Genomic DNA, 20,876 nt, shown 5'->3' on the forward strand with positions numbered 1-20,876 from the left:
CCGAGATAACCGACTCGGGATATTTAGTCAGGTTGAGCAGGGTCCGTTTCTTGACTTTGGAGCCGTGCTCTCCGCGCTCCCGGTACGATTCGCGAAGCAAAATCTGGGTATAGACCTTGTCGCCGCGCTTTGATTTGACTCGGTGGATATGCATGATGCCTGCTTTTTACCATACATAACACACTATGTCAAATATATAGAGTAAAATTTGATGCCTACATAATTCTCTCTAAAATCGCTACTTTAAAACAGCAAATCAAGGTGTTACTTCATTTTGTGTCTGGAACATCCGGTATTACACAAGGAACTGCCGATCTTTGGATTACTCAGCAGCATGTTGCAATGATGATGTTAGTTGAGCAGGGAAAAGCTGAAGTCATTCCCAATGGATTTATCATAGGCACAGATGTCGCTGTCAGATTGGATAGAACAACAAAAGACATGTTAGGCTTGCCAATTGATTGGTGCGGGAGCATTGAAGCAGATATCCAGGGGGATACACGCAGATCAAACTTCGCGGTTATTCTCAAAATCAAAAATGAAGGTTCACCTCTCTCCAGATCCTATAGGGTTTCAGGTCCCCTCTTGCAGATAGGTTCAACTCAGCAATATGCTTTAACTCCGGCACAACAGCATATATTTGGTGCTATTGAAGCTCACCGTTCTTCGGAAAAAACAGAATACGACAATCTTCGTCTTCTCCTTGCCTTACAGGAAGGGCAACAGGCTGGTGCGAATATCAACTTAGCTCATTTTGAAAATAAGGAAATCAAAGCTCCTAGATCAATTTCAATAGAGGCAGAAAGAGACGCTGCTGGTAACTTGGTGCTGACTCCCTTTATGGGCCAAAATGCCAGTAACGAAAGAATACAGCGGGTTCTTGGTCAACTGGAATCAAAGAAGGCAACTGCATTAAGAGTCGGTGATGAAATAATATTATTCGACGACAAGAAACTTGAAGCCGTTCACGAAATATTAAAAAACAGAATTGTTCCCCAAGATAAAGTTGCTCATTTTTTTAAAAATCCTACAGCTTTCATAGATGCATCGCTTGTTGATTTAGAAATTGGTTTTTCCATTCGGGTGCACGGAGTAACTAAATTTAAACATGCTTACTTTGGTGAAACAGATGAATCAGGTATTGACTGGTTTGCGACGAATACAAGCACAGCATCAGTTCTTCCCATATTGAAGCTTTCCGAATATATACATGATGCTGACAAATTGTTGCAGTTCAAAGCCCGGCTGAAAGATGCGACAATGACAGGCGCTGGGGAGCTCTTTTTTGAAGGTAAATATTTTGATATCAGCGACAAGGATACAGTTACCGAAACAGTAATAAAAATGGAAAGAAAAATCCTTGAAGGGGCTGCTCCAACAAGCGATTCCGGAAAAGAAGAGATCGAAAAGGAAGAACAAAACTCTTCAAAAGAAACGGCCGTTGTCGATATAGACCTTCACGACGATTCGGTTGCTATTGAACTGCAAGAGCTCGATGCAAAGATTTCTGATCTACTCTATCCTGCAGAAAAACTGGACTGGTCAAACTACTTGAGAACTCCCTTCCCTCACCAGGATACAGGTATCCGCTGGATCCTTGGCTTGGCGCTCGCTGAGAAGCAGCAGGGAGGAGGGTTACTGGCTGATGACATGGGCCTTGGTAAGACTTTCATGGCGCTTGCTGCAGTAGACCAGCTTTATAAAAATCTAGGTCAAAAGAAGAAAACTAAGAAACCCTGCCTAGTGGTGGCACCTCTTAGTTTGGTTCAGACATGGAAGGATGAAGTTGATCAAACATTTTCAGAGTCTCCCTTCAAAGACATCATCATCTTGCAGGCCGATGCTGACCTTGGTCGTTTCAGAATAAGTGGTGTTGAAACCAAGCAGCAATTACTTAAAGACGACACAACGGCCCAAATCAGGTATTCGCTCAAAGTAGGTAAAAAGCATTTGCCGGATATGCTAGATATGCCGCAGAGATTGGTCATTACTACCTATCAAACCCTCAGAGATTATCAATTTTCCTTGTGTACCATTGACTGGGGAATGGTGATCTTTGATGAGGCTCAAAATATTAAAAATCCCAATGCTCTTCAAACCCGAGCCGCCAAAGGTCTTAAAGCCGACTTTAAGCTCCTGACCACAGGAACTCCGGTAGAAAACAGTTTGTCCGATTTTTGGTGCCTTATGGATACCGCCTGCCCTGGATACCTGAACAGTTACCAAAATTTTCGGAACAATTATGTCCTGCCGATACTTGAGGCCGCAGGCGATGAGATAGAAGATGTCCGTATTGCTATTGGTCGGGCACTACGCTTAAAAGTTGGTCCGCTCATGTTGCGGCGTGTAAAAGAAGACAATCTGGAAGGATTGCCGCAAAAGAATATATTCGTGGGAATTGATGGTGAAGAGTGGCAATATCTCCCGGCGCTTGCAAAAATAATGAAGGGAAATCAACTCGATATCTATAACGGGACATTAAAGGCCAGGGCAGATTCAGAAATCAACCTTGTTCTAAGTTCCCTGCAGCGGTTGAGAGATGTCAGTTTACATCCACAACTCGCTGATGGTGGCACGTTGAGAATCACCAACGAGAAGAAAGCCCTTCAGTCTTTAATGCATGAATCTGGGAAAATCCAGAGTCTGCTGTCAGTTTTGACAGAAATACAGAAACGTAGAGAAAAATGTATAATTTTCGCCGTCAATACGCGTTTGCAGAAGTTTTTAAGTATTGCCTTAGCCAGGTATTATGGCTTGGGAGGACCGTTGGCAATAATCAACGGTGACACTAAAGCAGTAGCCAAAAATCCATCAATAGAAACAAGAAAAACAATCATCAGAGATTTTGAGGAACGTGTCGGTTTCGGCATAATCATCATGTCGCCGATAGCTGCAGGAGTAGGACTGACCATCGTTGGCGCTAATAATGTCATTCATTTGGAAAGGCATTGGAACCCAGCAAAAGAGGCCCAGGCAACAGACCGGGTATACCGTATTGGCCAAAAGAAAGATGTAAATGTGTTTGTGCCAATCTTACATCATCCAGATTATGAATCATTTGATGTAAACCTGCACAGCCTGTTGTCAAAGAAAACACTGTTGAAGGACGCTGTAGTAACTGCTGAGCAGGTACTGCCAAATCCAGGTGGTATCCACACAGCAGGCATTGTGCCACGTGATAGAATTACAGGGGATGACTTGAGTCGAATATCTTGGCAGCAGTTTGAGGCTCTGTGTGCAGAACTTTTTTTAAAGGAGTTTGACGCATCCAATTGCTGGCTCACTCAAAGTGGCTCAGACTACGGTGCGGATGTTGTTCTCACCACAAAGTCCTCAGGGATACTAATTCAGTGCAAGCACACCATGAGTGCAAAGTATGATGGATACAACGCCATTCAAGCAGTTTATGCTGCCAGTGTCAAGTATTCAGAAGAGCTCAATAAACAAATAGACTCCTTGATATTTGCCACCAACGCAAAACATTTATTAACAAATACTAGAAGATTAGCTGAGCAGTACAAGGTGCAGATTTATTCCCACGATGAGATTGCCAGTCTTTTGGGCAATCACAAAATATCCTACGAGATGGTCTTGAAAAGACTTGGTAGAAACCGATATCAGGTATAAAGACATCAAGTATCTTCTGAGTGAGGTGTGTCGATTTCATCGTACTTTTTCAACGCCATAAAAAGGGAACGCAACACCGGCGCAACAGCCTCACGCGCACGAAAAGTCCATGTGTGCAAAAAACACCCCAATACTCTCTCATGGCCGACATTTGCCACAAGGACGAAAACCTGCATTGATCGCCTCCTCCCTGCTGCTGAGTATCCTCGTGCAATTCTTGCAGTTGTAATGCTTGCAATTGGGACCGTGAAAGACCCCGCTGAACATACGAAAAAACGTAATTCTTCCAAAGAAAACCGCCAACGTGAGGTTAAGGCACGCAAATCAGTCGATGCCACACATAAATTATTTGGGGCACTGCACCGTCACGACGAAAAAGCTGTACTAGCTCTGCTTGCCCAAGGTGCTGATATCCACGCATCAAACGATCAAGGACAAACGGCTTCTGAATATGCTCGGTCTTTAGGGCTTCAGCACTTAATGAAGTCAAGCCCTAACAAGGTTGTCGAGGGGGGCACGGTTTAAGCGGTGCACCTCTCCATGAATATTATCCGCAGAACAATAGGAGGTAGTGCACCAATGAAATCTGATGGGGTATCAACAGCATTTGCCATCATAATGGAGGAAATTGGTTCCGTAGAAGAGCAGTTAAACCAGGAAGGCGTAAATGCCTTTACAAAAAGTAAATATGATGATGCTCAAAGGCTCAGCGAGGCTGGAAAGGCACTCGGAAAATTCCGAGAAAAACTCGAAGCTCTCCGGAATGAATGGAGTTCTGGTATCGATGCATCAACAAGGCAAAGGGTTAAAGTCGAGCCTGGCTATACTATCAAGCCTCATTCGAAATCAACGAAAACGATTCTTAGAATCACTCTGCCAAGTGGTCGTGTAATTCAGCGCCCCACCGCAGCTCAGGCCATGGCAGATACTATTGAAGTGTTTGGCATAGAAAAGGTTCGAGCTTTGAGACATCAAGTTAGTGGAGTCGATCTCGTGAGCGATTCAAAGCATGAAAAGTATGGTCAAACGCAAGTAGGTAACTATTATATATGTACCCATAGTAACACTGAAAGCAAGAAGCAATTGCTTTCCAAAATAGCGAAGGAACTAGGTCAAAATATTGTGGTCGAAGTTATATGACATAGACACATAAGATTAATATACCGGTTCAACCAGACGAATGGATATACAACTTAACGGGAAAACATGATATTTAGCCATTTCCGAAGAAACCGGAGATGATTACTCCTTTTCAATTCATGGTAAACGATGACAGATAGAATAAAGACCACCGACCTTGTAAGCCCCCACGACGTTCTCCAGATGGAAATCCTGATTAATCAGGCATTAATCGACCTGCTATTAGAGAAAGGGGTGTTTACGAGAGAGGAGTTGATGGCGAAAATAGAAGATGCGCGCAAGGAGTTGTTGCCCAACCGGCGGCCTAGCGGGAATCCGGTATGCTGAAGAAGATTGTTTCAGGCTGCCAGATGGGGGCCGATATAGCGGCTATAGACGCAGCTATTGATAATGGGTTCTCGTATGGTGGCTGGGTTCCGAAAGGCAGGAAAACAGAGGCTGGGCCTTTACTAGAACGATACATTGTTCAAGAGATGCCGACTGCCGGTTACCCGAAACGTACCGAGCAGAATGTCGTTGATTCAGACGGGACTGTCATATTTACACACGGCAGATTGTCTGGCGGCTCCGACCTGACAAGGAAGCTGGCGATCAAGCATAACAGGCCGTGGCTCCATCTCGACATGACAGCCTTGTCAACCGCTGAAGCTTGTGAGATAATGCGTCAGTGGATTGATGCCAATGCAATTGAGACGCTGAATGTAGCAGGAAGAAGCGCTTCGAAAGAAGGGAAGATCTACGGCGTCGTTTATGAGGTTATCAGTCTGCTTTTAAAACGATATCCTCCTGAGATGGAATCGTAACCACCCTGATCTCATCAACGACTTTCAAATAAGCATTGATTGTTGCCGCCTCAACATTACCGTAGATTTCTCTGATTCTATCTCTTGCAGCGGCATTATCGAGGTCGATCACTTCGTAGACCGATGAGTCACCGAGGATCTGATGAGCTCGCTCAATCAAAATTTCAATGAAGTCTGCCTGCATGCGCCCTCCGTTGGGTAATTAGAGAGACAATACATGGTTCTTCTGACAAAAATCTTACAGCGAGCTCCGGTGTCAATGTGAGTATTTGTAATTATTGATAATAAAGTTTTCAACGAACAATAATAATGGGTATTATGAAAATTTTAGATTCATCAAAAATCAGAACGCAAAGCAAAATATTGTCGCAAGAAAACACATGACTTCTGGAGGAATCAATTTGATTTTTCAATATCGAGATTGAGCTGAAAGAAACGTTTTAAGGTTCTCTCAACCTTCATATATATTGCGCTAGATTAGTTATTGTTATGCACATTGTTGCCTATAATTTTCAAGTAACCATTGCAATTTGGTGTTTGAAATGAGTAATCGAAAAACAAATGATTATGAAGAATTTGATGATATGGATGAAGAAGATTGGGAACTCTTTATGTCCGGTCCCGATGACGACCAAATTGTAGATGATGAAATCCAAGATGAAGATGAAATAATGGATCCAGAAGCTGCTGAAGAGATGCTAAACCAATATTGGGCAGAAGAAACAGAGCTATATGATTGCCTACAATCTCATGAACAATTTTATGATTTGTTGTGTGATGAATTGTTGATGATTATTTATCAAAATAACGGAGATATCGAGATAAGTGATGCGTACATTAAGCTAAAGAAGAGTTCTTTCTGGGATGATAAAAAAGAAGAATTTTACAAAGACAACGCAACAGTTTTGGGTGTCAAATTGACTGAAAATAACTTTATCGATACTAAAGAGGCCAGAAGACGTAATAAATTTGTATTAACAAGGGACGCTATTAAATATTGTGAAAAGCAATTAGAAGAGAAGACTTCGATTTTCGACAGAGAAGAAGAAATTGAAGAAGATGACACGCCATTCTAGCAATACATTGTAAAAAACGTGATCCCATCTGACAATTGTCACTAAGATGGCGCAACCTATATAACACTATCATTGATGCTGAAGGATAAACCGAGCTTTGCAGAAAGAAGGTCAACTCATTCAACCCGAAGCCTATTTGGGCCTTAACGGGAATAAGGTCAAATAAAGGTGCTGATAGGATTTTCAGTCCTTCAAAGCGGCATTGTTAACATGATGATCACCGGTTTAATCGTTGTATTACTCTGTTATTGATAATTTGGAACAAAAGACAAAAGCTGGCTTGATCCCTATTCAATGATCCATCAACTTATTTCAATCATTATACTCGCTATAATCTCGCCATCTCTCACTAACGCAACACCAGACTCTCCTGCTAGATGATCCCAACTTTCTTGATCCGTATCATAGGCCCAAAGTTCATCATTGTTTCGGATGAAGGGTTTCAATTTTTCCCATTCAAAACCTAACCCATACTCATCTTCAACCTCCTGAATCGTTGTCTTTTTCCCAAGATTCTCAGCAGCCCTACTAGGATGTTGTAGCTCCACTTCATCTCGGGAGAGATCATCTCTAAAACAGTACCGAGCGCAATCATCAATTATTTTTAATAAGACCTTTTTTTCGTCAATATTGGCAGGGATACTATCTGTTGCAATGAATACAATGAAGTTCCAAAATTTTTCACAAAAATATTTCTCACGATATTTTGCATCCTCTTCGCTAACAACAAGCGTATGGAATCGTACATCATCAAGATCCATTGCAATGGCAGTAGTTGATAAAGCAGACTCAAATGCCAATTTTGCCAATTCTGCTTTAAGTTCAGGTTTCTTAAATTGTTGAGCCCAAATAATTCTATTAAATTGCTCCAGTTTGCCGGTCCATTCATATCTAGTTAAGCCTTTCAGACCTAGACCTTTGGCGGCGTCATATTGACGAAAATTGAACAGATGTGGGTCAAGAATTGTTTTAATCATTGAGTCTTCATTTTCTTTATCGGTATCAAATTCAGTCATAGTAGGCTTCCCTGCTAGGCTAGCATCGTTTCAATCTTGGAACCTAATGCCTATCACGTCGGTAATTGAAATGGATAAGGTTAACTTTTGTGCTAGTTATCACGCAGAAAAATACCAATGTCAAGTGGTTTACATGAGAACCCATTAGCAGTTTGCACAGTTTCAAATGGGAGCGTTTTTGAGAAATTAGTGGTTGTGTGCCGGTCTCGGGACTCGTTCTCAAGGGTGAGTTCATCATAGCAACTCGCTTTATGAAGAGCTAGGTCCAGCGCTGCGGGCTGAGTGAGTACGCGGCGAGGGTGGGTAAACACAAGGACACAATTTCATCTCTTAGAATGGCCGCTGTGGTGTATTCAAAACTGTCGGAACGATCCGACGCTTTACTCGACAAAGCCGCTCACCTCGCAGCAATCCACTCCCTACCAGAAACATGCTGGCAGGTTGCCGTTGAAAGGCTGCTTGCGAAAGGTTGGAGCGCCAAGTAAACGCAAGAGGAGAAGGGTAGAGGTTCAGACTAGGGCTGAAGAGTTTTCCTACGCGACAAAAAGGGGCAGAACACCCAAGGTTTTACAAAGGGTACGGGTGAGGTTTTGGATAGGTTTTCTCCAAAGGTTTCCCAAAGGTTCAGCGGGCAAGGAACTGTCATTGGTTGCGGCAAAGGCGCGGGATATTTGGGACAGGCAGGCGCGAGAGCGGCAGGTCGCAGCACAGAATAACGACGCCGCAAGAGCAGTTAAGGAAAATTTACCTGAACAGACAAAGGGCCAGTCCCGCGACCAAGCAGGAAAAGCACTAGGCATATCCGGTAAGACCGTTGACTTCGCAACGAAGGTCATCAAGTACGGCACCCCGGAACTAGTCGCCGCCGGGACCGCAAAGTATGTTCTCCTTATCGCCATTGGCAACCTGGACAGGATCATGCTCGACGATCCCGGCCTCATCGACGTGGATAGGGCAAGGTTGGGGCAAGGGTATCGTCTCTGCCAGAGATTTTATTGTATCCCAGGCGTTGAGGTTGGCAAAGGTGCAAGGTTGGTACAAGGTTTTTTGACGCGGTAAAAAAGTGGAGGGCGCATACCTAAGGTTTACCCAAGGTTTGACGAACAATAAAAAGGTTTGCTTGTGTCTGATCGTTGTGATACATTTTGTCTAACGAGGGCATGAAACAATGTATCACCAAGAGAGGGGGACATCATGGAAGGCCGATTCGTCTGTTATTACCGGGTTTCAACTGACCGACAAGGGAACAGTGGTCTTGGGTTAGATGCCCAACGACAAACGGTCATGGATTACCTGAACGGCGGCCACTGGGAGATGGTGTCAGAATACACCGAGGTTGAATCGGGTGGTAAGGATGACCGACCGGCACTCAAGAAGGCCATCAGGGATTGCCGGTTAAAGAACGCCAGGTTGGTCGTAGCGAAGCTGGATCGATTGAGCAGGGATCTGCACTTCATCACTTCCCTGAGCAAAGCAGGGGTCAATTTCGTCATCGCAGAGCAACCGGACATGAACGAATTGACGGTGCATATTTTCTCTGCTATGGCGCAGCACGAACGCAAGCTGATCTCTCAGAGAACGAAGGCGGCACTGGAGCAAGCGAAGAAACGTGGTGTCAAACTGGGCAACCCATGCTTTGCTGACGGCAAACAAATCCCCGGTAGCGGTGACACTAGTGCGGCACGGGAAGCGAAGTTGCGGAAAGCAGTTGATTATGCAAAAAGCATCCGTGAAGTTATCGAGGACATCGGCGCGGACAAATCACTGCGGCAGATAGCACAGGAACTGAACTCCCGTGGCTTCAAGACGATCCGGGGTAAGGACTGGAGTTCGACCGCGGTGCTGCGAATATTGAAACGATAAGGTTTGGGCAAAAGATTCTGAGGGCGCTGTCACCTCGTTTTTTGGCACAATCAAAAGGCCGTGTGGTAAGGTGGCACAACAAATCCGTCTCCTCTTTCTGTAAACACTTCAAGAGGGTAAGGCATGGCAACCGTAAGCAAACGGCGCAATCGGTATGTTCTTGATTTCTGCGTTGACGGTAAACGGACGGTTAGGGCACTCAAGCCTGGAACCAAGAAAGCGGATGCTGAAAGGGAACTGAGGAGGATTCTGGAGGAGATCGACAGCGGATCCTATTTCCCAGTGAAGAAGGAGCCGCTATTTTCCGATGTTGCCAACAGGTGGCTTGGCATTAAGAAAACTACCGTCAGGGACAACACTTTCCGGCAGTACCGCAGCCATATCAACAAGCACCTAAACCCTGTGTTAGGAAATCGAAAGATAAATGCTATCCGACTTGATGTGGTGGAGGAATTTATTTCCGATGCTGCTGAAAAGGGCATCCACAACCTTACCTTGAGAAAGATTATCGTGACGCTGGGGCAGGTGATGACTTATGCCGTGAAGCACGGTTACATCAAGTACAATCCTGTTAGGGATGCTGCAAAACCCAGGTCGGAAGTCAATCATGAAGAGGATGAACGGGTTACCACACTGAATTATGAGCAGGTGCGTCTGTTGCTGCAACACACTAAAGGGGAAAAATACTGCACATTGTTCATGATGGCGGTGACAACCGGGATGCGGGAGGGTGAGCTGCTTGGATTGAAATGGGATGACATCCTGTGGAGGCAGAAGCAGGTTGATGTTAAAAGGACTTACAATAATGGCAGGTTCTACTTGCCGAAGACGAAAAGTTCAAAACGGAAGATAGACCTGGCCCCGCAACTCATCACCCAGCTTAAAAAATGGAGGGTTGCGTGTCCTCCCGGTGAACTCGTTTTTCCAAATGACAAGGGTCTGCCAATGTCTGCGCCCAATATGATATACCGATATTTTCGCCCAGCGTTGATTCGGGCCGGGATCCAGCAGGTTCGATTTCATGACCTACGCCACACCTATGCAAGTATGCAGATTGACCTGGGGCAGAATATAAAGTATATCCAGGCGCAAATGGGCCACAGCAGCATCAGGGTTACGCTGGATATCTACGGGCATCTCTTGAAGACGGAGAATCCGGTAGCAGCGGCCACGCTGGGGAGTGCTATTTTTAATACTGGTAACAAAACGGTAACAAAAACAAAAGGAGCTACCGGCTTGTAGTCGATAACTCCCTGGTATTATTGGAGGCGGCGAGCGGATTTGAACCGCTGAATAATGGTTTTGCAGACCACTGCCTTGGCCACTTGGCTACGCCGCCGTCATCCCGCAGGCGAAGAAGGTCCTTTATACCATAGATCATGCTTTTGACAAGAGGAAAGATACAGGAGAATCGAGAGGACACTACCATGGGAATCCCCGTTGATGCGCTGGTTCAGCAGAACAAGGATCTGCTCGCCGCGCTCGAAACCACCCTCGGTTACCGCTTTACCGATCTGCGTCTGCTGCAGAAAGCAGTGGTGCATCCCTCCTATGCTTTTGAGCAGGCGCAGGCCGGTAACGACAACCAGGTATTGGAGTTTATCGGCGATGCGGTGCTCGATCTGGTGATCGGTCATCTGCTCTGCCGGCGCTACCCGAACATGCGCGAAGGCGAGTTGACCAGGTTTCGCTCTTCGCTGGTTAATGAAGGCCATCTCGCCGAGATGGCCCGCTTCCTTGATCTCGGGCGCTTTCTCTGCCTCGGCAAGGGGGAGGACGCGTCCTGCGGCCGGAATAAGTCGTCGATCCTTGCCTGCGCGTTCGAGGCGGTGATCGGAGCGATCTTCGAAGACAGCGGTTATACGACCGTTGCTGACATCGTCCAGCGGTTATTTGTCGAGGCGATCGAGCAGAAAAAACAGGATCTGCTGCTCAGTGACGCCAAAAGTCGTCTCCAGGAAGTGTTGCAGGACCGCCATAACGAGGCACCGGTCTACCGGCTTGACGGAGAGGACGGTCCGTCGCACCGCAAACAGTTCTCCGTTTCGGTGCTGTTCCGCGATGAGGTGCTCGGTAGCGGTACGGCCGGCTCGAAAAAAGAGGCGGAACAGCGCGCCGCCGCCGCTGCACTGCTGCCCTGGGAGAAGAAGGAGCAGCGCTGAGCAGATGCTGGTCATCCCGTTTTTCATCCAGCACCGGGGTTGTCCCCATCGTTGCCTGTTCTGTGATCAGTGGACGATTGCCGGTCAGGATCGAGACGGCGCGGAACCTTTGGATCAGGTCGACCGGCTCCGCCGGACGATTGACAGCTGGCTTGGCTACCGACAACGGCGCCGGATCGTGCAGCTCGCCTTTTTCGGCGGCTCGTTCACCTGCCTTGAAGAAGACCAGCGACGACTGTTGCTCGAAACGGCGCAGCCGTATCTGCGCCGGGGGCAGATCGATTCTCTTCGTGTCTCGACGAGGCCGGACTGCATCGATGATGGAATCGTCGATTTTTTACGCTCCTACGGTGTCGGTACCGTGGAACTCGGCGCACAATCGATGAACGACGCGGTGCTGCAGCGGGTGGAACGCGGCCATGATGGTGCCGCGACGATACGGGCGGTCGGGGTGCTGGTCCGCCGGGGCTGCGACGTCGGTCTGCAAATGATGGTCGGGCTGCCCGGGGAGACCACCGCCTCGTTTCTTGCCGGTGTACGGCAGGTGATAGAGCTGAAACCGTCGTTTGTGCGCCTTTACCCGAACCTGGTGCTGGCCGGCACCGGGATGGCGGAGCTTTACCGGCGGGGACAGTGGCGCCCGCTCGGCCTGGCCAGGGCGGTCGCTTTGACCGGCCGGGCCAGGCAGCTGTTGACGGCAGCAGGGATTCCTGTGATCCGGATGGGGCTGCAGCCGTCGCCCGAGCTGCAGTCCCGAGTGCTCGCCGGCCCGTATCACCCTGCATTCGGTGAGCTGGTGGCAAGCCGCGACTGGTACCTCACGGTCAGGCGGCTGCTGCGCTCCGCCGGGCCGGGCCGGACCGTGGAGTTGACCATTTCTCCCCGGGACCATTCGGCCTTCGTCGGTTCCGGGAAAAACAATCTCAAGCGTCTCGGCGCCCTGTTCGAATCGGCCGCTTTTTCGGTCAGACTCGACGGGACGCTGGCGCGCGGATCTTTTTCTTATGCTATCCGTTAATCATCTCGATATTCGCTACGGCAACAAACACCTGTTCAGAGACCTTTCCGCCGTGGTTTACCCCGGTGATCGTATCGGTCTGGTCGGGGTGAACGGCACCGGCAAGACCACCTTGATGAAGATCATGGCCGGCGAAACTGCCACCGATGACAGTGTCGTTACCTGCGCCCGCCACTTTTCGGTGGGATATCTGCCGCAGGAACCGGGGGTAATCAGCTCGAACCGTACGGTCTACCAGGAGGCGGAGACCTCGTTTGCCGCCGTACTCGACCTGCAACGCGAGCTCAAGGAATTGAACCACCGGCTTGCCGGTGCCGCACCGGACAGCGAGGAGTTTGAGCAGATCCTGGAGCGGCAGGGCGAGGTGCAGCATCGACTTGAAGAGCATGATGTTTATACGATCCGAACCCGGATCGAAAAAGTGTTGCATGGTCTCGGTTTTCGCGACGAGGATCTGGAGCGGCCGGTGGTCTCGTTTTCCGGTGGCTGGGTGATGCGCCTGCTGCTCGCTCGGATGCTGCTGGCGGCGCCGTCCCTGCTGTTGCTCGACGAGCCGACCAATCATCTCGATCTCGATTCGTTGACCTGGCTCGAGTCATTTCTGCAGTCTTATGACGGGGCGATGGTGATTATTTCCCATGACCGCTCCTTCCTCGACCGGACCACCCGGCAGACCTGGGAGTTGAGCCTGGGCAGGTTGACCGTCTACAAGGGTAACTACTCTTACTACGTCCGGGAGAAGGAAGAGCGGCGGCGGATCGAGAAGGCGGCTTACAGTAACCAGCAGGCGCAGATTCGTCAGACCATGCGGTTCGTTGAACGGTTCAAGGCCAAGGCCACCAAGGCTCGCCAGGCCCAGAGCCGGCTCAAACAACTCGATAAAATGGAGGTGATCGAGCTGGCCGAAGACGAACAGCAGATCCGTTTTTCTTTTCCGGCGGCGCCGCATTCGGGCCGGGATGTGCTGATGATCGAGGATGTCGGCAAAAGTTATCATGGCAAGCCGGTTTTCACGGATGTCAATCTGCTGCTGCAGCGCGGCGACAAGGTCGCCGTAGTCGGGGTGAACGGTGCCGGCAAGTCGACCTTGCTCCGTATCCTGGCCGGACAATTACCGGCCGATAGTGGCCAGTGCCGGCTCGGTTCCGGAGTGCAGCTCACCTATTTCGGTCAACACCAGGCCCAGGAGTTGCCGCCGGATTACACGGTGCTGGAGACCTTGTCCCACGCCGCAGAAGACCTGACCACCACTCGGCTGCGCTCGCTGCTCGGGGCCTTCCTCTTTCGTGGCGAGGATGTCGACAAGAAGGTTTCGGTCTTGTCCGGTGGTGAAAAAAGTCGCCTGGCCCTGGCCCGGATGATTGCCATCCCGGCCAACTGCATGCTCCTCGACGAGCCGACCAATCACCTGGACATGAGTTCCCAGGAGGTGTTGCAGGAAGCGATGCGACAGTATGACGGGACCATCGTCGTCGTCTCGCACAACCGCTATTTTCTCGATTGTTTCGTCAACAAAGTGCTCGAAGTCAAGGATGGGAGAGTGACTGTCTACGAGGGAACGGTCGCCGAATTTCTCGACCGTCAGCAGCTGCTCGAACAGCGGCAGGCGGAGCGGGAAAAAACGGAACAAACGGCGGCGCCGACGGCTGACGTGTCCGGGGACAGCAAGAAAGAGCGCCGTCGCCGGGAAGCTGAACGCCGCCGTCGCCGGCAGGATCTGGCCGGTCCCTGGCTGAAGAAGCTCAGTGAGGCAGAGCGGCAGGTCGACAAGCTGGAGCGGGAGAAAGAGCAGCTGGAAAAGACCCTGGCCGATCCGGATCTCTACCAGGACCAGCAGCATTGGAGTACGGTCAGTGCCGACTACGAGGAGAGTGCGCGTCGTCTCGACCGCTGGTTGCTGCGCTGGGAAGAGGCCCAGGCCCGGATCGATGAAATTGACCGGCAACTTGCTGAGGAACGGTAATGGTTTTTCGTTCTGTTGCCGCCGTCGAGAACCGTAAAACTGTTTGGTTGGCCGAGGACCAGACCCGGTTTACTGTTGGCAGACCGGCTGGCGGTATGGTAGAATAACAGCATTTCCGGATATTTGTAGGTTGACAAAGCCGGGTCATACCGGCGTCATAGCGTTAATCAGGGAGGACGCGCGCATGAAAAAATGGGAGTGTACAGTCTGCGGCTATGTTCACGAGGGGGATGCGCCGCCGGAAACCTGTCCGGTCTGCGGCGCGGGTGCCGAATATTTCAAGGAACTCGTCGATGAATCGGAACCGGCGGCAAGTAGTTCTGCGGCCCCGGACGCTCCGGCCGCCCCGGCGGCAGCGACTGGCGGACAGCCGGCACCAAGCGGTATCGCCGGCCTGGTACTCAAATACCACTTGCACCCGATCAGCGTCCACACCCCTAACGGTGTGCTGCCGCTCGCCCTGGTGTTTCTCGTCATTGCCCTGGTGTTCAGCGTCGCGACGTTTGAGCAGGCGGCTTTCTACAACCTGGTCTTCGTGCTGTTGACCATGCCGGTGGTCCTGGTCACCGGTTATCTGGAATGGAAAAATCGCTACAAGAAGGTGATGACCAAAATTTTTGCAACCAAGATCGCGGCCTCGGTCATCGTTTCGGCGTGCCTGATCGCGATGATCGTCTGGCGCCTGGTCGACCCGCAGGTGCTCACTTCACCGGGGCGCTGGATATACCTGCTGCTCGGCGCGACGATGGTCGGTGCCGCCGGTCTGGCCGGCCACATGGGCGGCAAGCTGGTGTTCAAAGACTAAAGTCTCTACTAACGGAGGGACAGGTTTCAACCTGTCCCCCGCTGACTAAATAAGAGACGGGTTTCAACCCGCTCTCTTTCCCGGTGGTATCCTGTCCTCGCGCTACGCCAACGCCTCCGCAATAGAATCGCAGACGTAATCGATGTTCGCGCTCGTCAGGCCGGCAACGTTGATGCGGCCGCCGCCGACCACGTAGACGGCCCTGTTTTCCCTGAGCCAGGCGACGGTTTCATCGGTCAGGCCGCTGAAAGAGAACATTCCCCGCTGTCTCGTTATATATGAAAAGTCCTGGGAAATGCCACGGGCGGCCAGTCCGTCGACCAGGGCGCGGCGCATCTCGACGATGCGGCCGCACATCGCGGCCAGTTCCTGACGCCAGGTGGCTTCAAGCGTCGGCTCGGAGAGAATGGTCTTGACGATCAACCCGCCGTGCGCCGGCGGGTTGGAATAGCAGACGCGCACCGTCGATTTCAGGTGGCTGAGCGCCACGTCCTTTTCCCGGCTGTTCGGGGATATTACCGTAATTGCGCCGGCCCGCTCGTTGTAGAGACCGAAGTTTTTGGAAAAGGAACTGGCGACGAAGAAATCGACGCCTCGGGCAGCGAACTCAGTCACCGCCCTGCGGTCCTCCTCGATGCCGGCGCCGAGCCCTTGGTAGGCGAAGTCGAGAAACGGCAGCCAACCTTGGCTTTCAGCGATTGCGGCAATCTCTCGCCACTGGTTGCCATCGGGATCGACGCCGCTCGGGTTGTGGCAACAGGCGTGCAACAAGACGACGTCACCGGCCGGGATGCTGCGCAGGGCCGACAGCAGTTCGTCGAACCGCAACCCCTTGGTTTCGGAGTTGTAGTAAGGGTATTGTTTGATTGGGAAGCCGGCGGCGGTGAAAATCCCCTGGTGATTGGCCCAGGTCGGCGAGCTGACCCAGGTCGTTGCCTGGGGCCGGAACCGTTTGATCAATTCACCACCGATGCGCAGGGCGCCGGTGCCCCCCGGTGAATGCGCCGTTGCTGCCCGGTCGCTGCTGATAACCTCACTGCCAGCGCCGAAGATCAGGCGCTGGACCTGGCGGCCGTATTCGGGGTCGCCGGAGATCGGCAGGTAGCTCTTGCTGTTTTCAACGCCGAGCATGATGCGTTCGGCATCCTTGACACAGTTCAGGATCGGTGTCGTACCGGTATCGTCCATATAGACGCCGACGCCGAGATTGACTTTGCTGGGATTACCGTCGTTTCTGAAGGCCTCGGTGAGTCCGAGGATAGAGTCCGCCGGAGCGGCTGCTACTGATTTCCACATGTGCTTCCTCATGGTCGATACGTGTTTGCCCCGCCGCGAATCGTGGTGTTCCCGTCCGACCGTTGCATTGGGCATGAACGAGCTGTTCCCGGGATAGTGCCCCCCCGCGAGCGGAACGGTGTTCGTGCTCTCCTTGCCGGTGAACGGACGGCCGAGTGTTTCACGACAGTCTTAAGGTATAATGAAGCGCAACAATAATTGGTTTGATGAAAGGCTGTCAACAGCAATAAGAGTCCGATAGCCGCCCTGGTGACGATTGCCTGTCGGGATACGGCGCTTGCTTGAGATTTTCGGCGGCTGTGTTATTGATATGACCCCATGATGGGACGTCACAACGAACAATGAAAGCCGGCGTCATGGTCGGAAGGGCTGGCCGGCCCGGTAAAATGATTTTCTTTAAGAGACTGGTGATGTGAGATGCTGACTGCACCGGCAGGAGGAACGGTAATGATAGAGGCGGTGATTTTTGATATGGACGGCACGCTGGTCGATTCGGAGCCGCTTCATCACCTGGCGTGGCAGCAGACCCTGGCCGACCATGGTGTCCCGTCCTTTTCTTGGGAGCAGTTTCTTGTCTACGTCGGTACCAGTAACGAAAAAGTAGCCGAGGATTTTATCGCCGCGGCGTCGCTTGAAATCGATGTCGCCGAACTGGTGCGTCGCAAGCAGGTTCGCTATCTGGAAATGATTCCGAAGCTCGCTTTGTTACCGGGTGTGCGGACGGTCTTGCAGCGTTTCGGCGAGCGCTGCCGGTTGGCGGTGGCGTCTTCCTCGCACCTGCTCGAGTTGCAGAAGATCCTGCAGATACACGCATTGGAGCGCTATTTCGAGGTGGTGGTGGGCGGGGACATGGTTGTCAGGAAAAAACCGGCCCCGGACATTTATCAGCAGGCCTGCCGAATGCTCGGCTTGCCGCCTGACCGCTGCCTGGCCTTCGAGGATTCTGAATCAGGAGTGCAGGCCGCCAAACGTGCCGGTTTGCAGGTGGTTGCCGTGCCAAGTGGTTATTCGAGGGGACATGATTTTGCCACGGCCGACCTGGTGATCACGCGGATCGACCAGGTCGAGGCGGCCCTATTGGACGGCGATCATTTCTCCGTGCGTACCTCTTTGCGCTCTTCGTTGACATAGCGGTAAAACAACGGAAAAGCTACGAAGAAAGCGACACAGATCAGGTATTCAACCCCTTTGATGTGACTGTAGAAATCGACCAGGGTATGAAACGGCTGGATCATCCCGGTGGCGACCATGTACTGCCGCAACAGTTCGGTAACCTGCCAACCGGTCTGGCGCAGGCCGCCGATCAGGGCGGCGAGCGCCCAGAGGCCGACCAGGCTGCCGAAGACCATCGATGTGTTGAGCATGACTCGTGATGGACTGGTTTTCATCTGTTACTCCTCCAGTGATAGCGGTGTGTACTACATTCCGGTGAGGGCGGTCAGGTATCCTTTGACCAGAGACATGAAGCCGCCGCTGACCAGTCCGCCGACCAGACAGGCAACTCCCCAGATTCCGATGATCAGGGCCGAGGCCGAGACGACGGTGAACAGAAAACCCGACACTTCATGTTGCATATCGGTTTCAGTCCGGCTGTTGGTGGTGACGATTGTTTTCATGGCATCCTCCTGTAGCGGGTTGTGGATGAGTGGCTTCTTTGTTCTTGGTATTGCACCAATGATGCCAGGAAACGACTTTGTGCGTATTGTTTATCGTGTTTTATGTGCCTGTAATAAAACAATAAAAATTCTTTCGAAAATCAACCCTGAAGAAAAAGCGGAGCGATTGTTGTGTGGTACCACAAACCTGTGGCGTTCAGCGGGTAATGTGTCGCGCCGCTGCCACACAATTGTCGGGTATTGTTCTGGATAAACGGAGGCAGAAAAAAGCGCCGGAGCCGCTGTTTTTGCGGTTCCGGCGCGAGATGGTCACGGTTGTTTCCAGGCGAAGACAACCGGCAGCCGATAGAGGATGAAGCGATAGATGATGAAATAGAAGGCCAGTACGGTAAAGACGATCCAGGTTTCCTGCCAGGTCGGTAGTTCCTGGTAATGGCGCCAGTTGTAGGCGACCAGGACGGTGTTGAGACGGTTCCAGATGATGCCGAGGACGGCGATGAGCGCCCCGAAACGCAGGATCGCCACATTGTGATTGCGGACGCCGCGGGCGAACATCACCATCGGCAACACCACGCCGATGCCCAACTCGAGTAGGTAATAGAATCCCCAGCCGGTGATCAGGTATTGCCATTCCTGGTCGTGGGCGATTGCGACGAGTTTGATGACCAGGTAGGTGATCATCGCATAGGCGGAGCCCTTAGCCAGGCCGATGGTGATCCGGTCGAGATTGTCGAGGAAACGGTCGTCGCAGCGCCAGGCCATGAAATGCTTGAGCAGCGTGGAGACGATGATGACCATGCAGAGGCCGGCAAAGATGGATGAGCAGAAGAAGTGCAGCCACAGGAATTCGGGAGACATCCACAGCGGATGAATTTTGGCCGGGGCGTAACAGAACAGTGCCCCGAGCGCCCCCTGGTGCAGTGTGGAGAGGATGATGCCGGCAATGGTCAGTCCCAGAGCGATGCTCTTGATCCAGCGTTTGGCCGCAGGCCAGCCGACCCATTCGGCAAAGGCCGGCACCATTTCGGCAATCTGGACGGAGAGGTAGGTGGCGACATGCCAGGCGACAAGAAAGAGTACGGCGGCCGGTCCGAACGAGACGACCATCGGGTAGGTCAGCCGCCACGGCATGCCGAGGTCGACGAGCAGATAGATGACGGCGAAGAAATAGCCGAGCAGGCCGTTGAGCAGGGCCAGGCGCTCGATCGGAAGAAAATCCTTGCGGTGGAAGATTTCCACTGCGGTGCTCAGTAAAAATCCGGAAGCCGATAGCGGCACCATACCGAACAGGCCGAACCCGAGGAGCAATCCCCAGGGATAATCCTGCGAACCGTGGGTTACGGTGGCCAGGCCGAACAGGTAGCGTTGGCCGAGCAGCGGGATGCCGAGCAACAGGATAGCGGCCAGAACCCAGTTTACCGGATTGCGCATCATCTGTGCCAGATAATCGCGGACCGAAAGGCCTAGCAGCAGTTTCTCCCTAACATTCCAGGATGATGCATGATCTTTGCGGCTGCGGTCGATCGGCAGGCCGGGCGCCTCATTGACCAGTGCTTTCATGGCTGTCCTCCTGAGATGCGTGGTTTGTTTCGATGGTTTTCTGTTCGCGGCTGGCCAGCAGGTGGAAACCGGCAAACAGTGCCGGCCAGATGGTCAGCACCATTGGCACGATGGCCAGGAAGTCCTTGACGTAGGTGATAATCGGCTGTTTCGGTACGTCCATGTCAAAACCGACTTCATCATGCGGCACCCCGGACAGGTAGAGCCAGGCGGTGCCGCCCGCTTCATGTTCGCCATAGACATGATCGACATAGCGGTTCGGACGCTCCCTAATCCGTTTTCGCCCGATCCGCAGCAGTGTTTCCCGCTCGCCAAACGTCAGCGCTTCTGTCGGGCAGGCCTCGACGCACGCCGGCGGCAGTCCGTTGACCAGGCGGGTGTCGTAACAGAAGATGCACTTCATGATGCGTGGCTCAAAGGCGCTGGAATACTTGAAGGCAGGGATCGAGAACGGGCAGGCGATCATGCAGGTGCGGCAGCCGACGCAGACATCGGCATCGTAGATCACGGCGCCTTCCGGTGTCTTGGTGTAGGCGTTGACAAAACAAGCGGTCAGGCAGGCCGGTTCCAGACAGTGATTGCATTGGATCTTGCGAAACAACGGGTGGTCGGCAAACTCTGTCTCGTATCGATTGACCACGGTATAGGCCCGATCGTCGGGGCGCCGCGGCTGCCCGTGTTCGTCCAGCTGAAAAACGGATGGATCGTCAAAGCCGGTCTCGGGCGGTGGCAGCCCCTGTTCTTTATTGCAGGCCGCTTCGCAGCTGCGGCAGCCGATGCACCTGGTCAGGTCGACCAGGACTCCTTTGCTCTGGTGATACCCTTCGAAATCGCGGGCAGCGGTTTTTTCGGCATGGGTACCTATGAGCGTCGCGCAAAATGTCGCAAGACCGGTTCTCAAGAAGTTTCGACGAGACAACGGACCGTTCAT

At 51.6% G+C, this 20,876-nt stretch carries 22 protein-coding genes and 1 tRNA gene; 15 read left to right on the plus strand and 8 right to left on the minus strand.

The window, feature by feature from the left end; genetic code table 11:
- Positions 1 to 261: 261 nt before the first annotated feature.
- The 5 genes from BUC26_RS14615 to BUC26_RS14635 all read left to right on the plus strand — a co-directional run bounded on the left by BUC26_RS14615 (position 262) and on the right by BUC26_RS14635 (position 5,570).
- The gene (locus BUC26_RS14615; protein ID WP_143166023.1) at positions 262 to 3,627 is read left to right on the plus strand and encodes an SNF2-related protein; all 3,366 of its coding nucleotides are present in this window, start codon (positions 262 to 264) and stop codon (positions 3,625 to 3,627) included.
- 27 nt (positions 3,628 to 3,654) lie between these two features.
- Positions 3,655 to 4,152 carry a hypothetical protein gene (locus tag BUC26_RS24430; RefSeq protein WP_279626304.1) on the plus strand — a complete coding sequence of 166 codons (498 nt, stop codon included), beginning with the start codon at positions 3,655 to 3,657 and terminating at the stop codon, positions 4,150 to 4,152.
- A 54-nt stretch (positions 4,153 to 4,206) separates the two neighbouring features.
- Positions 4,207 to 4,767, plus strand: coding sequence for a hypothetical protein (locus BUC26_RS14625; RefSeq protein ID WP_073377299.1), 561 nt, complete (start codon positions 4,207 to 4,209; stop codon positions 4,765 to 4,767).
- Between the two features lie 183 nt (positions 4,768 to 4,950).
- A complete protein-coding gene (locus tag BUC26_RS23425; protein ID WP_153307084.1) occupies positions 4,951 to 5,094 on the plus strand; it encodes a hypothetical protein in 144 nt (47 codons plus the stop codon).
- Positions 5,088 to 5,570, plus strand: coding sequence for a putative molybdenum carrier protein (locus BUC26_RS14635; RefSeq protein WP_073377303.1), 483 nt, complete (start codon positions 5,088 to 5,090; stop codon positions 5,568 to 5,570). Before BUC26_RS23425 ends, BUC26_RS14635 begins: the two co-directional genes overlap by 7 nt.
- Here the strand turns inward: BUC26_RS14635 and BUC26_RS14640 are convergent.
- Positions 5,527 to 5,754: a hypothetical protein gene (locus tag BUC26_RS14640; RefSeq protein WP_073377305.1), complete on the minus strand. Its 228-nt coding sequence runs from the start codon at positions 5,752 to 5,754 to the stop codon at positions 5,527 to 5,529. The genes BUC26_RS14635 and BUC26_RS14640 overlap by 44 nt on opposite strands.
- Before the next feature lie 358 nt (positions 5,755 to 6,112).
- Between BUC26_RS14640 and BUC26_RS14645 the strand changes: the two genes are divergently transcribed.
- Positions 6,113 to 6,646: a hypothetical protein gene (locus BUC26_RS14645; RefSeq protein WP_143166024.1), complete on the plus strand. Its 534-nt coding sequence runs from the start codon at positions 6,113 to 6,115 to the stop codon at positions 6,644 to 6,646.
- 302 nt (positions 6,647 to 6,948) lie between these two features.
- On the opposite strand, the gene BUC26_RS14650 is transcribed toward BUC26_RS14645, so the two are convergent.
- Positions 6,949 to 7,662, minus strand: a complete 714-nt coding sequence (locus BUC26_RS14650) for a hypothetical protein (RefSeq protein ID WP_073377309.1) — start codon at positions 7,660 to 7,662, stop codon at positions 6,949 to 6,951.
- 459 nt (positions 7,663 to 8,121) lie between these two features.
- Here BUC26_RS14650 and BUC26_RS14655 point away from each other — a divergent pair, with 459 nt between their 5' ends.
- The 3 genes from BUC26_RS14655 to BUC26_RS14665 all read left to right on the plus strand — a co-directional run bounded on the left by BUC26_RS14655 (position 8,122) and on the right by BUC26_RS14665 (position 10,767).
- Complete coding sequence (locus tag BUC26_RS14655; RefSeq protein ID WP_143166025.1) at positions 8,122 to 8,721, plus strand: hypothetical protein; 600 nt, start codon at positions 8,122 to 8,124, stop codon at positions 8,719 to 8,721.
- Positions 8,722 to 8,856: 135 nt separating this feature from the next.
- Positions 8,857 to 9,525, plus strand: a complete 669-nt coding sequence (locus BUC26_RS14660; protein ID WP_073377313.1) for a recombinase family protein — start codon at positions 8,857 to 8,859, stop codon at positions 9,523 to 9,525.
- Positions 9,526 to 9,648: 123 nt separating this feature from the next.
- Positions 9,649 to 10,767 (plus strand): tyrosine-type recombinase/integrase, encoded by a 1,119-nt coding sequence (locus BUC26_RS14665; RefSeq protein ID WP_073377315.1) that lies wholly within the window; start codon positions 9,649 to 9,651, stop codon positions 10,765 to 10,767.
- 21 nt (positions 10,768 to 10,788) lie between these two features.
- Here the strand turns inward: BUC26_RS14665 and BUC26_RS14670 are convergent.
- Positions 10,789 to 10,864: transfer RNA gene (locus BUC26_RS14670), tRNA-Cys, on the minus strand.
- An 88-nt stretch (positions 10,865 to 10,952) separates the two neighbouring features.
- Here BUC26_RS14670 and rnc point away from each other — a divergent pair.
- The 4 genes from rnc to BUC26_RS14690 all read left to right on the plus strand — a co-directional run bounded on the left by rnc (position 10,953) and on the right by BUC26_RS14690 (position 15,473).
- Positions 10,953 to 11,687, plus strand: coding sequence for a ribonuclease III (rnc, locus tag BUC26_RS14675; protein WP_073377317.1), 735 nt, complete (start codon positions 10,953 to 10,955; stop codon positions 11,685 to 11,687).
- A gap of 4 nt (positions 11,688 to 11,691) precedes the next feature.
- Complete coding sequence (locus BUC26_RS14680) at positions 11,692 to 12,705, plus strand: elongator complex protein 3 (protein WP_073377319.1); 1,014 nt, start codon at positions 11,692 to 11,694, stop codon at positions 12,703 to 12,705.
- Positions 12,692 to 14,668: an ABC-F family ATP-binding cassette domain-containing protein gene (locus tag BUC26_RS14685; protein WP_073377321.1), complete on the plus strand. Its 1,977-nt coding sequence runs from the start codon at positions 12,692 to 12,694 to the stop codon at positions 14,666 to 14,668. The genes BUC26_RS14680 and BUC26_RS14685 overlap by 14 nt, the downstream gene beginning before the upstream one ends.
- A 184-nt stretch (positions 14,669 to 14,852) precedes the next feature.
- Positions 14,853 to 15,473, plus strand: a complete 621-nt coding sequence (locus BUC26_RS14690; RefSeq protein ID WP_073377323.1) for a DUF2231 domain-containing protein — start codon at positions 14,853 to 14,855, stop codon at positions 15,471 to 15,473.
- Between the two features lie 102 nt (positions 15,474 to 15,575).
- Here BUC26_RS14690 and BUC26_RS14695 read toward each other — a convergent pair whose 3' ends face one another.
- Positions 15,576 to 16,769: an amino acid aminotransferase gene (locus BUC26_RS14695; protein WP_073377325.1), complete on the minus strand. Its 1,194-nt coding sequence runs from the start codon at positions 16,767 to 16,769 to the stop codon at positions 15,576 to 15,578.
- Between the two features lie 447 nt (positions 16,770 to 17,216).
- Here BUC26_RS14695 and BUC26_RS14700 point away from each other — a divergent pair, with 447 nt between their 5' ends.
- Positions 17,217 to 17,900: an HAD family hydrolase gene (locus tag BUC26_RS14700; protein WP_073377327.1), complete on the plus strand. Its 684-nt coding sequence runs from the start codon at positions 17,217 to 17,219 to the stop codon at positions 17,898 to 17,900.
- Here BUC26_RS14700 and BUC26_RS23775 read toward each other — a convergent pair.
- Both BUC26_RS23775 and BUC26_RS14710 read right to left on the minus strand, forming a co-directional pair.
- On the minus strand, positions 17,858 to 18,157 hold the full coding sequence (locus BUC26_RS23775; RefSeq protein ID WP_073377329.1) for a hypothetical protein: 300 nt from the start codon (positions 18,155 to 18,157) through the stop codon (positions 17,858 to 17,860). The genes BUC26_RS14700 and BUC26_RS23775 overlap by 43 nt on opposite strands.
- 30 nt (positions 18,158 to 18,187) lie before the next feature.
- Positions 18,188 to 18,385: a hypothetical protein gene (locus tag BUC26_RS14710; protein ID WP_073377331.1), complete on the minus strand. Its 198-nt coding sequence runs from the start codon at positions 18,383 to 18,385 to the stop codon at positions 18,188 to 18,190.
- 25 nt (positions 18,386 to 18,410) lie between these two features.
- Here BUC26_RS14710 and BUC26_RS23055 point away from each other — a divergent pair, with 25 nt between their 5' ends.
- Positions 18,411 to 18,638 carry a hypothetical protein gene (locus BUC26_RS23055; protein WP_143166027.1) on the plus strand — a complete coding sequence of 76 codons (228 nt, stop codon included), beginning with the start codon at positions 18,411 to 18,413 and terminating at the stop codon, positions 18,636 to 18,638.
- 56 nt (positions 18,639 to 18,694) lie between these two features.
- Here the strand turns inward: BUC26_RS23055 and BUC26_RS14715 are convergent, their stop codons facing one another.
- Both BUC26_RS14715 and BUC26_RS14720 read right to left on the minus strand, forming a co-directional pair.
- Positions 18,695 to 19,945, minus strand: a complete 1,251-nt coding sequence (locus BUC26_RS14715) for a polysulfide reductase NrfD family protein (protein ID WP_084540696.1) — start codon at positions 19,943 to 19,945, stop codon at positions 18,695 to 18,697.
- The gene (locus tag BUC26_RS14720; RefSeq protein WP_143166028.1) at positions 19,926 to 20,876 is read right to left on the minus strand and encodes a 4Fe-4S dicluster domain-containing protein; all 951 of its coding nucleotides are present in this window, start codon (positions 20,874 to 20,876) and stop codon (positions 19,926 to 19,928) included. Before BUC26_RS14720 ends, BUC26_RS14715 begins: the two co-directional genes overlap by 20 nt.

This window comes from Desulfofustis glycolicus DSM 9705, from assembly GCF_900130015.1.
Lineage (GTDB): Bacteria > Desulfobacterota > Desulfobulbia > Desulfobulbales > Desulfocapsaceae > Desulfofustis > Desulfofustis glycolicus.

Bases quoted from the DNA above. Each gene is read 5' to 3' on its own strand.
- BUC26_RS14635 (WP_073377303.1), top strand. From the start codon at position 5,088: ATGCTGAAGAAGATTGTTTCAGGCTGCCAGATGGGGGCCGATATAGCG.
- BUC26_RS14665 (WP_073377315.1), top strand. From the start codon at position 9,649: ATGGCAACCGTAAGCAAACGGCGCAATCGGTATGTTCTTGATTTCTGC.
- BUC26_RS14660 (WP_073377313.1), top strand. From the start codon at position 8,857: ATGGAAGGCCGATTCGTCTGTTATTACCGGGTTTCAACTGACCGACAA.
- BUC26_RS14680 (WP_073377319.1), top strand. From the start codon at position 11,692: ATGCTGGTCATCCCGTTTTTCATCCAGCACCGGGGTTGTCCCCATCGT.
- BUC26_RS14720 (WP_143166028.1), bottom strand. From the start codon at position 20,876: ATGAACGGTCCGTTGTCTCGTCGAAACTTCTTGAGAACCGGTCTTGCG.
- BUC26_RS14695 (WP_073377325.1), bottom strand. From the start codon at position 16,769: ATGTGGAAATCAGTAGCAGCCGCTCCGGCGGACTCTATCCTCGGACTC.
- BUC26_RS14685 (WP_073377321.1), top strand. From the start codon at position 12,692: ATGCTATCCGTTAATCATCTCGATATTCGCTACGGCAACAAACACCTG.
- rnc (WP_073377317.1), top strand. From the start codon at position 10,953: ATGGGAATCCCCGTTGATGCGCTGGTTCAGCAGAACAAGGATCTGCTC.
- BUC26_RS14715 (WP_084540696.1), bottom strand. From the start codon at position 19,945: ATGAAAGCACTGGTCAATGAGGCGCCCGGCCTGCCGATCGACCGCAGC.
- BUC26_RS23055 (WP_143166027.1), top strand. From the start codon at position 18,411: ATGAGTGGCTTCTTTGTTCTTGGTATTGCACCAATGATGCCAGGAAAC.
- BUC26_RS14645 (WP_143166024.1), top strand. From the start codon at position 6,113: ATGAGTAATCGAAAAACAAATGATTATGAAGAATTTGATGATATGGAT.
- BUC26_RS14640 (WP_073377305.1), bottom strand. From the start codon at position 5,754: ATGCAGGCAGACTTCATTGAAATTTTGATTGAGCGAGCTCATCAGATC.
- BUC26_RS23425 (WP_153307084.1), top strand. From the start codon at position 4,951: ATGGAAATCCTGATTAATCAGGCATTAATCGACCTGCTATTAGAGAAA.
- BUC26_RS14650 (WP_073377309.1), bottom strand. From the start codon at position 7,662: ATGACTGAATTTGATACCGATAAAGAAAATGAAGACTCAATGATTAAA.
- BUC26_RS14625 (WP_073377299.1), top strand. From the start codon at position 4,207: ATGAAATCTGATGGGGTATCAACAGCATTTGCCATCATAATGGAGGAA.
- BUC26_RS23775 (WP_073377329.1), bottom strand. From the start codon at position 18,157: ATGAAAACCAGTCCATCACGAGTCATGCTCAACACATCGATGGTCTTC.
- BUC26_RS14700 (WP_073377327.1), top strand. From the start codon at position 17,217: ATGATAGAGGCGGTGATTTTTGATATGGACGGCACGCTGGTCGATTCG.
- BUC26_RS14710 (WP_073377331.1), bottom strand. From the start codon at position 18,385: ATGAAAACAATCGTCACCACCAACAGCCGGACTGAAACCGATATGCAA.
- BUC26_RS14690 (WP_073377323.1), top strand. From the start codon at position 14,853: ATGAAAAAATGGGAGTGTACAGTCTGCGGCTATGTTCACGAGGGGGAT.